1 protein-coding gene is annotated in these 10,989 nt (G+C 73.0%); it reads left to right on the top strand.

The genetic code is table 11. The features are described from left to right. Nucleotides 1–39: 39 nt before the first annotated feature. A complete protein-coding gene (locus GJA_RS00810) occupies nt 40–10,983 on the top strand; it encodes a non-ribosomal peptide synthetase (protein WP_038487684.1) in 10,944 nt (3,647 codons plus the stop codon). The last annotated feature ends 6 nt before the right edge of the window (nt 10,984–10,989 follow it).

Here is a 10,989-nt window from a genome sequence, read left to right on the forward strand (position 1 = left end):
GACAGCACTACAACACGCAACACCTCAACGAGTCCTTATATGAACGACACGCCTCAGATCGACGCCGTCCTCCCGCTGCTGCCGCTGCAACGGGGCATGCTGTTTCACGCCGCGGCCGCCAGCGCCGCCGGCGACGACCCGTACATCCTGCAGGTCAGCGGCAGCATCCACGGCGCGCTCGACCCGGACCAGGTGCAGGCCGCGTGGCAGACGCTGTTCGAACGCCATCCGGCGCTGCGCTGCGCCTTCATCTACCAGGGCCAGTCCGAGCCGCGCCAGGCGCTGCTGCACGCGCTGCCATTCAGCATCGCCACGCTGGACTGGCAAGCGCTCGACGGCGCCGGGCAAGCCAGCCGCCACGCCGCGCTGAAGGCTGCCGAACTGGCCAGGCCGTTCGACCTGAACCGGCCGCCGCTGCTGCGCTTCACGCTGATCCGGCGCGCGCCGCAGGCCTGGGACTTCATCCTGACGCACCACCATATCGTGCTCGACGGCTGGTCGCAGTCGCTGCTGGTGGCCGAACTGTACGAATTGCTGGATGCCGCCGCCAGTGCGCGCGCGCCGCTGCTGAAGCCGCCCGCGCCCTACGCCGAGGTGGTGCGCGGCTTGCAGCAGCGCCGCCGCGACGACGACCAGCACTTCTGGCGCGAGCTGTTTGCCGGCTGGCAGGCGCCGGACCTGGCGCCGCCGCCGCGGCAGCCGGAGCAGCCGCCAGCCGCGGCGGCGCGTCCCGGCGTCGCGCTGGGGCCCGAGCTGACGCGCCGCCTGCAGGAAACCGGCCGTTCGCGCCGCATCACCCCGGCCGCGCTGTGCCAGGTGGCCTGGGCGCTGGTGCTGGCGCGGCATACGGCCAGCCGCGACATCGTGTATGGCGTGACGCTGTCGGGCCGCGCCGACGATGCGGCGGCGATGGGCGCGATCGGCATGTTCGTCAACACGGTGCCGATGCGCATCCGGCTCGATCCGTGGGACACGCTGGCGGCGTTCGCGCCGCGCCTGGCGCAGCAACTGCGCGACCTGGAGCAGCGCAGCCATTGCGATCTGGCCGAGATCCAGCGCTGGGCCGGCGTCGAACAGGGCGGCGCCTTGCTGCACAGCCTGGTCGCGTTCGAGAACTTCCCGCTATCGACGCTGCAAGCCGGCGGCCAGCTGCAGTTGTCCGGTCTGAGTTCTTCCGAGCGCACCAGCCTGCCGCTGGCGCTGGTGATCGTGCCGGGCGCGAACTGGCACGCGGCGCTGCAGGTCGACACGGCGCAAGTCGGACTGGCCAGCGCCCAGGCCATGCTCGACGATTTCGTCGCCGCGCTCGACAGCGTGACGCAAAGCTGGCTGACGCCGCTGGGCCGGATTCTCGACGGGCTGTCGCCGCAGCCGGACGCCGGGCAGCCGCAAGCCGGCATGCCCGGCGCGCCGGTCGCGGCCAACCTGCTGGCCGCCTGGTCCGCCTCGGTGGGCCGGCACGGCAGCCGCATCGCGCTGCGCAGCGGCGACGCGGCGCTGAGCTACGCGCAGCTGGACCAGGCGGCCGACAGCGTCGCCGTGGCGCTGCAGGCGCGCGGCATCGGCCCCGGCGCCACAGTGGCGATCTGCGCCGCGCGCGAAATGCCGATGCTGGCCGCGATGCTGGCCGCGGTCAAGGTCGGCGCCGCCTATGTGCCGCTCGACCCGCTCAATCCGACCGAGCGCCTGGCCTATATACTGGCCGACGCGAATCCCGCGGCGCTGCTGACCGACGCCCAGGCCGGCGCCGCCGCCGGCGCCGCGCTGGCGGCGGCCGGCCTGGATGGCGCGCGGCTGCTGGCGCTGGAATCGGTGGCGCGCACCGGCACGCCGCCGGCGCCCTGCACGCCGGCGGCCAACGCGCCGGCCTACATCATCTACACCTCCGGCTCCACCGGCCGCCCGAAAGGCGTGCTGGTGACGCACGACAATGTGCTGCAATTGTTCGCGGCGGCGCCGGTGTGCGTCGACGCCGGCCCGGACGACCGCTGGAGCCTGTTCCATTCGTTCGCCTTCGATTTCTCCGTGTGGGAAATCTGGGGCGCCTGGCTCAGCGGCGGCCAGACGCTGATCGTGCCGCAGGACGTGGCGCGCGATCCGGCCGCCTTCGTCGAGCTGGTGGCGCGCGAAGGCATCACCGTGCTGAGCCAGACGCCGTCCGCGTTCGGCCTGTTCGCCGAGGCGGAAAGCCGGCTGCCCCGGCCGCTGTCGACGTTGCGCTGGCTGGTGTTCGGCGGCGAGGCGCTGACGCTGGCCGCGCTGGGCGGCTGGATCGCGCGCCACGGCGACGCCGCGCCGAAGTTGATCAATATGTACGGCATCACCGAAACCACGGTGCACGTGACGTGGCGCCGCATCCTGGCGGCCGACCTGGACGCCGGACGCGGCAGCGTGATCGGCGTCGCGCTGCCGCATCTGCGCATGGCGCTGATGGATGCCGACGGCCGCCCGGTGCCGGATGGCGTGGCCGGCGAGATCTGGGTCGGCGGGCAGGGCGTCAGCGCCGGCTACCTGAACCAGCCCGGCCTGACCGCCGAACGTTTTGTGCCGGACCCGTTCGCGCAGCGCCCGGGCCAGCGCGCCTACCGTTCCGGCGACCTGGCCCGGCGCGGCGCCGACGGCGAGACCGATTATCTGGGACGCATCGACCAGCAGGTCAAGCTGCGCGGCTACCGCATCGAGCTGGGCGAGATCGAGCAGGCGCTGCTGGAATTGGCGCCGGTCGCGATGGCCAGCGTCGGAACTTACCGCAAGGAGCCGCAGCGCGATGCCGGCCTGCTGGGCTTGTGCGCCTGGGTGGTGGCGCGCCAGCCGGTGACGCCGGACAGCCTGCGCCAGGCGCTGTCGGTCCGCCTGCCGGCCTATATGCTGCCCGATGCGCTGATGCTGGTCGACCACATGCCGTTGACCATCAATGGCAAGGCCGACCGGCGCCGTTTGCCCGATCCGCAGCCGCAACCTGGCGGCGCGGCGGCCGCCGCGCCGCGCAATGAACGCGAGCGTATCCTGTGCGCGGCGATGGCGCAGGCGCTCGGTTGCGCGCAAGTCGGCATCGACGACAATTATTTTGCGCTGGGCGGCGATTCGATCCGCAGCCTGCGCTTCTCGTCGGCGGCGCAAGCCCAGGGCGCCGCCTTCCCGCTGCGCAAGCTGTTCGAATTGCCGACCGTGCGCGCGCTGGCCGGCTGGCTCGACAGCGCCGACAATGCGCCGGAGGCGGCAATCGCAGCGGCGACGCCGGCGGCCCCGCGCGCGCCGTTCGACGGCTTGCAGCCGGACGAGCGCAGCGCGCTGCCGGGCGACGCCATCGACGCCTTCCCGCTGTCGCGGCTGCAGGCGGGGATGCTGTACCACTCTACCTTTGATCACGCCACCCTTGATCACGCCAATCCGAATGCCGGCGCCGGACTGTATCTGGACCTGGTCAGCAACCGCCTCAGGCAGGCGCCCGAGCGCGCCGCGTTCGAGGCCGCCGTTGCGGCGCTGCAGGCCAGCCATCCCGCGTTGCGCACCAGTTTCCACCTGTCCGGCCCGAGGCCGCTGCAGGCGGTGCACCGGGACGGCCGGCTGCGGGTCGAATGGCTGGACTGCAGCGATTGCACGCCGAAACAGGCGCAGGCGCGCATTGCGCGCCAGGACGAGGAACTGCGCCGCCAGCCCTACGATATCAGCCAGCCGGGCATGCTGCGCCTGCGCGTCTCGCTGCTGGCCGACGGCGGCTGCTGGCTGTCGATCGCGATCCACCACGCGATTCTGGATGGCTGGAGCGTGGCGCTGCTGAGCGCCGAGCTGCTGGCCTTGTACCAGCGCGCGCGCGGCGGCGCGCTGCAGGCGCCGCCGGTGGTGTCGGAAATGGCCGCATTCGTGCAGCGCGAACAGGCACTGATGCAGGGCCAGGCCGCGCGCGATTTCTGGCGCGACCGGCTGGCGGCATTGCCGGCGTCGGCATTGCCGCGCTGGGGCGAGGCCGAAAGCGGCGTGCGGCCGCGCGCGATCTTGCCGCTGGCGGCGGATGCCGGCCGGCGCCTGTCGGCGCTGTGCGCCGACAGCGGCTTGCCGGCCAAGGCCTGGCTGCTCGGGGTGGCCGCCAAGGTGCTCGGCTGGAGCGCCGGCAGCCCGGCGTTCGCGCTGGGGCTGGTGGTCAACGGCCGGCCGCAGTCGGAGCAGGGCGCGCGCGCGCTGGGCCTGTTCCTCAACACCATCCCGCTTGGCCTGCCGGCGCGCGGCAGCTGGCGCGCGCTGGCGCAAGCCGCTTTCGATAGCGACGCCGAGACCTACGACTGGCGCATTTTCCCGCTGGCCGAAATGGTGCGCCTGCACGGCGGCCGCAAGCCGTTCGAAGTCAACCTGAATTTCGTCCATTTCCGGCCGCTGGCAGGCATCGAGCGGGAGTTCGGCATCGAGGTGCTGGAGTCGGTGTCGTCGGAATCGACCGAACTGCCGCTGACCATCAATTTCGGCATCGACCCGAACAGCGGCGCGCTGACCGGGCAACTGGTGGCCGACGACAGCTTTGCGGCCGTCCAGGTCGACGCGCTGGCGGCCCGCCTGGCGAGCGCCGTCGGCAGCCTGCTGGACGGCCCCGACGCGCTGGCCGACTGCGCCAGCGCGGCCGACCGCGCCTGGTCGGTGCGGCGCTACAACCCCGGGCAGATGGCCGAGCCGTTTGTGCCGCTGCCGGCGCAAGTGCTGCACAGGCTGCGCGACCAGCCGGCGGCGACGGTGCTGGTCGACGCCGATGGCGTCGCCTGGCAAGCGGCCGAACTGCTCGAACGCATCGAGTGCGTGGCCGCGCTGCTGCAGGCGCATGGCGTGGTGGACCAGCGGCCGGTCGCGATCTACCAGGACCGCACGCTCGACGCGATCGCCAGCCAGGTCGCCGTCGCGGCGCTCGGCGGCTGGTATGTGCCGCTCGATACCGCGGCGCCGGCCGGGCGCATCGCCGCCATCCTGGGCGACCTGGGCGCACCGCTGCTGCTGGCCGACCGTGCGCTCGACGAGGCCATCGCCCGCTGCTGCACGCCGCTGCAGGTGGCCGCTGCGCAGGGCCGCGCCGCCGGCCTGGCCGAGCACGCCGCCGCCATCTTCCCGGCCAGCGCCGCGTACGCGATTTATACCTCCGGTTCGACCGGCGCGGCCAAGGGCGTGCTGATTGGGCACCAGGCCTGGTCCAACCACATGGCGTGGATCAATGCGCGTTTCGCGTTCGGTCCGCGCGACCGCATCCTGCACCGCACCCGCGCCTCGTTCGACGCCTCGGTCTGGGAAGTGTGGGCGCCGCTGTCCAGCGGCGCCGTGCTGGTGCTGGCCGAGGCCGATGCCAGCGTCGATCCGGCCGCGCTGCTGCGCACGATCGAACGCGAACGGATCAGCGTCGCGCAAGTGGTGCCCAGCCTGCTCGAAGGCTTGATCGGCGATCCGGCCGAGGCCGCGCTGGACCGCCTGCGCCTGCTGTTCGCCGGCGGCGAGGCGCTGCGCAAGGAGCTTGCGCTGGGCGTCATGGCGGGACGCCGGCTGCAACTGGTCAATCTGTATGGACCGACCGAAACCACGATTGACGCCACCTACGAGGTGGTCGACGCCGGCGCGGCGTTGCGCAGCAAGGGCGGCGCGATTCCGATCGGCTTGCCGATCGACGCCGTCAGCGCGGTGGTGGTCGACGAGATGCTCGAGCCGCTGCCGGCCGGCGCCACCGGCGAACTGTTGCTGGGCGGCGTAGCGCCGGCGCTGTGCTACTTCGGCCAGCCGGCCATGACGGCGGAACGCTTCGTGCCGGACCCGTACGGCTTGCCGGGCAGCCGGGCCTTCCGCACGCGCGACCTGGCGCGCCGGCTGGCCGATGGCCGGCTCGATTTTGTCGGCCGCCTGGACCGCCAGGTCAAGCTCGGCGGCAATCGCATCGAACTGGGCGAGATCGAAGCGGCGCTGGCCGGCCTTGTCGGCGGCGCCCGCTGCGCGGTCGAGGCCGAAACGCCGGACGGCGGCGCGCGGCGCCTGGTCGCCTACGTCGAGCAGGGCGCGCCAGAGCAGGCCGCGCTGGCGCCGGCTCCACTGCGCGCCGCATTGGCGGCGCGCCTGCCGGCCTACATGGTGCCGGCGCTGGTGCGCCTGGTGGCGGCCTGGCCGCTGATGGCGAGCGGCAAGACCGACCGCGCCGCGCTGATGCGCATGGCCGGCACGGACGCGGCCGAAGCGGCGCCGCCGCCACCCTCCGCCGCGCAAGAACAGTCGCCGCTGGAGCTGGTCCTCGGCCGCGAAGTGGCCGCCTTGCTGGGCCTGGCGGCGGTCGATCCGGAACACGATTTCTTCAGCATCGGCGGCGACAGCATTTCGGCCATGCAGCTGGTGGCGCGCGCCCGTCCGCTCGGCATCCAGTTGAGCGCCAAGGATATTTTCCAGTACCGCAGCGTGCGCCAGCTGGCGCGCATCGCGGCGCGGCCGGCGCACGCCGTGGCGCCGGCCGCGCCGGCTGAGCGCTTGCAGCGCTGGCCGCTGCTGCCGATCCAGCACTGGTTCTTCGGCCTGCGGCTGGAGAATCCGCACTGGTATCACCAGACCGTCGCGCTCAAGCCGCGCGCCCGCCATGCGCTGGAACGGGTCGAAGCGGCGCTGCGCTTGCTGGGACGGCGCCATGACGCCTTCGCGTCGCGCTTCGATCCGGCCGGCGCGGTGGCGCGCGGCGAGTCCGATCCGCTGCTGCTGCGCATCCGCGGCACGGCCGACAGCGTGCCTCTGGCCGCCGCCGCCAGCCGGCTGCAGTCGGCCGTGTCGGTCGGCGCCGGGCCGCTGTGGGGCGCGGCGCTGGCCAGCACGGACGGCGAGACGCTCGACGCGCTGGTGCTGGCGATCCATCACCTGGCCGTCGACGGCGTGTCGTGGCGCATCCTGCTCGATGAACTGGGCACGCTGCTGGCCGGCGGCGAGCTGGCGCCGCTCGAGACCACGCTGGCCAGCGCCGCCATCGCGCTGGAAAACCGGATTCCGGACGCGGCGGAACAACGGCACTGGGCCGGCTTGCTGCGGCAGCTGGACGCCGCGCCAGGCACTGCGCCAGGTACTGCGCCGGGCACGCTGGGCGACAGCGTCAGCGCCGCCTGCGCGCTGACGCCGCAACAAACCAGCGAGCTGCTGACCGGCGCCACCACGCGCTGGAAAGCGAGCGCCGAGGAATTGCTGCTGGCGGCGCTGATCCGCGCGTTGTCGCAACTGGGGATGCCGGAGTCCACCGTGCTGCTGGTCGAAGGGCATGGCCGCGAGCCGCTCGACGGTCTCGACCTGGCGCGCACGGTCGGCTGGTTCACCACCCAGCGGCCGCTGCTGCTGCCGGCTCCGGCTCCGGCTCCGGCGCTGGAAGACGTGGTGCGCGAGGCCAAGACCGGCTTGCGGGCGATACCGGCGGCGGGCCGGGCCTGGCTGAAGACCAGCCGCGGCCAGCCCGGGCTGGCGCCGGCCGACTGCATCATCATGAACTACCTGGGCCGTTTCGACGGCACCATCGGCGCCGCCGACGCGCCGTTCGACGCGCTTGATGTCAGCTTGCCGCCGGCCAGCGATCCGGCCAACCGCCGCTCGTCGCTGCTGGACCTGGTCGGCCTGGTCGAGCGCCAGTGCCTGCGCCTGAGCATCGATGCCGACGGCACGCGTTTCGGCGCGGCGCGCGCCGCGCAGCTGGCCGAACTGCTGCAACAGGCGCTGGCCGGGCTGGCCGGCGCCGGGCCGGCGCAGGCGGGCGCGGCATGGCTTGCCAGCGACTTCCCGCTGGCGGCGCTGGCCGACGACGCCGAGCTGGGCGCGCTGCTGCGGGCGCACCCGGACACGCTGCAGGTTTTGCCGTGCACGCCGGTGCAGCAAGGCATGGTGTTCGGCCAGGATTTGCACGGCAACGCGGGCGGCAGCTATATCCAGCAACTGGACATCGCGCTTGGCGCGGCGCCGGACCCGCTCCGGCTGGAGCAGGCCTTCAACGCGCTCGGCGCCCGCCACGACGTGCTGCGCACGCGTTTCGTCCGCGCCGATAGCGGGCGGGTGCTGCAGCTGGTCCAGGCGCAGGCCGTGGTGCCGCTGGCGCGGCTCGATCTGCGCGGACACGATGCGCCATTGGCCGCCTGGCGCGCACAAGTGCAGGCCGACCGCGCGCGCGGCTTCGAGCTGGCGCAGGCGCCGTTGGTGCGCGTCACGCTGGCGCAACTGGCGCCGGACGACTGGCGGCTGCTGTGGACCCATCACCACCTGATCGCCGACGGCTGGTCGCAGCCGGTGCTGCTGGCCGAGCTGGTGGCGCTGTACCAGGCGGCGCCGCTGCCGGCGCCGGCGGCGATACCGTCCAGTTACTGGCAGTGGTTGGCCGGCAGCGACGCGCCGCTGTTGCAACGCCAGTGGCGCCAGCGTTTCGATGGATACGGCGAGCCGGCGCTGGTGGCGCGCGAAAGCGGCAATACCGCCACTGCCGCGGCCGCGCCGCTGACACTGCAGCTCGATGATGCCGCCAGCGCCAGCCTGCAGCAGTTTTGCCGGCGCCACGGCCTGACCTTGCCGGCCGTGGTCCAGGCCGCGTGGGGCTTGATGCTGGGGAAAATGCTGTACGCCGACGATGTTGCGTTCGGCATGGTGGTGTCGGGCCGGCCGGCTGAAATCGGCGGCAGCGCCGGCTGGGTCGGCATGTTCATCAACACGCTGCCGGTACGGGTGCGGCTCGACGGCGCGGCCGAATTGCTGCCATGGCTGGCGGACCTGAACCAGCAGATGGCGACGATTGCCGACAGCGCCCACCTGCCGCTGCCGCAAATCCAGGCGTGGGTCAATCACGGCCGGCCGCTGTTCGACAGCATCGTGGTGTTTGAAAACTATCCGCTGCAGGGACTGGCGCCGGACCACGGCGACGGCCTCGACGTGGTCGCCGTCGAGGCCCATGAAATCAATGAATATCCGCTGTCGCTGTATGTCGAGCCGGGCCAGCGCCTGACGCTGGCCCTGCGCTACGACGCGGCCCGGGTCGCGCCGCGCCTGGTGCAAACGATCGGCGCCGGCATGCTGGAAACCTTGCATCAGTGGAGCGCCGGCGGCGTGCACCGGCTGGGCGCCAGCGCGGTGCTGGCGCCGCCGCAGCGGGCGCTGCTGACGAACATCGGCAGCGGCGCGCCGACGGCGTCCGGCGCGGCCAGCGTGATCGATGCGATCCGCGCCCAGGCGCGGCGCACGCCGGATGCGATGGCGCTCGACGACGCCGATGGCGCGCGCCATACCTACGCGGCGCTGCTGGAGCAGGCGCAGCGGCTGGCCCACGCGCTGCAACGGCGCGGCGCCGGACCCGGTGCCCGCATCGCCATCCTGGCCGACCATCGCGCGCCGCTGCTGGTGGCGCTGCTGGCGGCGCAACTGGCCAGCGCGTGCTTCATTCCGCTCGACCCGACCTTCCCGGCCGACCGGATCGGCATGATCCTCGAGGATTGCCGGCCGCAGCTGCTGCTGCACGACGACGCCAACCGCGGCCACGCGGCGCTGGCCGGCCAGCAGACGGCCCGCATCGGCCAACTGCTGGCCGACGGCGGCGCGCCGCTGCCGGCGGTCCCGGCCCCGGATCCAGACAGCCTGGCCTACATCCTGTTTACCTCGGGCTCGACCGGGAGGCCCAAGGGTGTGCAGATTCCGCAGCGCGCCTTCGCCAATGCGCTGGCGTCGTTTGCCGTGACGCCCGGACTGCGGGCCGGCGAGGTGTTCGGCGCGGCCACCACGGTGTCGTTCGATATCGCGATGCTGGAGCTGTTCCTGCCGCTGACCGTCGGCGCCCAGGTGCTGATGATCGACAAGCAGGTGGCGCGCGACGGCGTGCGCCTGGCGGCGCTGCTGGCCGAGCGCGGCGTGACGGCGTTCCAGGGCACGCCGTCGACCTGGAAGCTGCTGTGCGCGGCCGACGCGCGGCTGGACCTGGGCGCGTGGTGCGGCGGCGAACAGCTGCCGCAGGCGCTGTGCGACGAACTGCTGCAGCGCTTCGGCGCGGTGTGGAACCTGTACGGCCCGACCGAGACCACCATCTGGTCGGCGGCGCAGCGCCAGGCGGCCGGCCAGCCGGTCGGCGCCGGCCGGCCGCTGGCCAATACCACCATCTTCCTGGCCGACCGCCACGACCAGCTCGCGCCGCCGGGCGCGATCGGCGAAATCTGCATCGGCGGCGACGGCGTCATGCGCGGTTACAGCGGCCGGCCGGACCTGAGCGCGGCGGCCTTCATCCCGGACCTGCTGCGCCAGGGCGGCGCGCCGGCCTACCGGACCGGCGATCTCGGCTGCTGGAACGCCGACGGCACGCTGGCCGTGCTGGGCCGGCGCGACCGGCAGCTGAAACTGGACGGTTTCCGCATCGAGCCGGGCGATATCGAGGCGGCCTTGCGCGCGCTCGACGGCGTGGCCGATGCGGCGGTGACGCTGCACAGCATCGGCGGCGTGGCCACGCTGGTCGGCTACCTGGTGATGCCGGATGCGGCGCCCGGCGCGCTGCAGCGGATCGCGCCGCAACTGGCCGGCAAGCTGCCGCGCTACATGATCCCGGCGCGCCTGATGCAGCTGCCGGCGCTGCCGCTGACGCTGAACGGCAAGCTCGACCAGCGCGCCTTGCCGCCGCCGGAGGCGGAACCGGCGCCGTCCGCAGGGCCGGCCCGTGCGCCCGACGGCGCGCTGGAAACGGTGCTGCTGCAAGCCTGGCGCGAGGCGTTCGGCCGCGACGATATCGGCGTCGACGACGACTTTTTTGCCGCCGGCGGCCATTCCTTCATCGCCACGCAGATCCATGCGCGGCTGGCGCGCATCTTCCGCGGCAATTTGCCGCTGAGCCGCATTTTCGAGGCCAGCACGGTGGCGCGCCTGGCCGCCGCCATCGTCGCCGGCGAGAGCGTCGCGGGCGACGCGACCCGGCTGGCCAAGGCTTACCTGGCCGTGCAGGCCATGACACCCGAGGCGCGCGCCGCGTTGCGGGCCCGCGCCCAGCGCTGATTTTAC

This window comes from Janthinobacterium agaricidamnosum NBRC 102515 = DSM 9628 (assembly GCF_000723165.1).
GTDB classification, from domain to species: Bacteria; Pseudomonadota; Gammaproteobacteria; order Burkholderiales; family Burkholderiaceae_D; genus Janthinobacterium; species Janthinobacterium agaricidamnosum.

What these genes read in the sequence shown, in the direction of transcription:
- GJA_RS00810 (WP_038487684.1), top strand. Translation starts at nt 40, where the DNA reads ATGAACGACACGCCTCAGATCGACGCCGTCCTCCCGCTGCTGCCGCTG.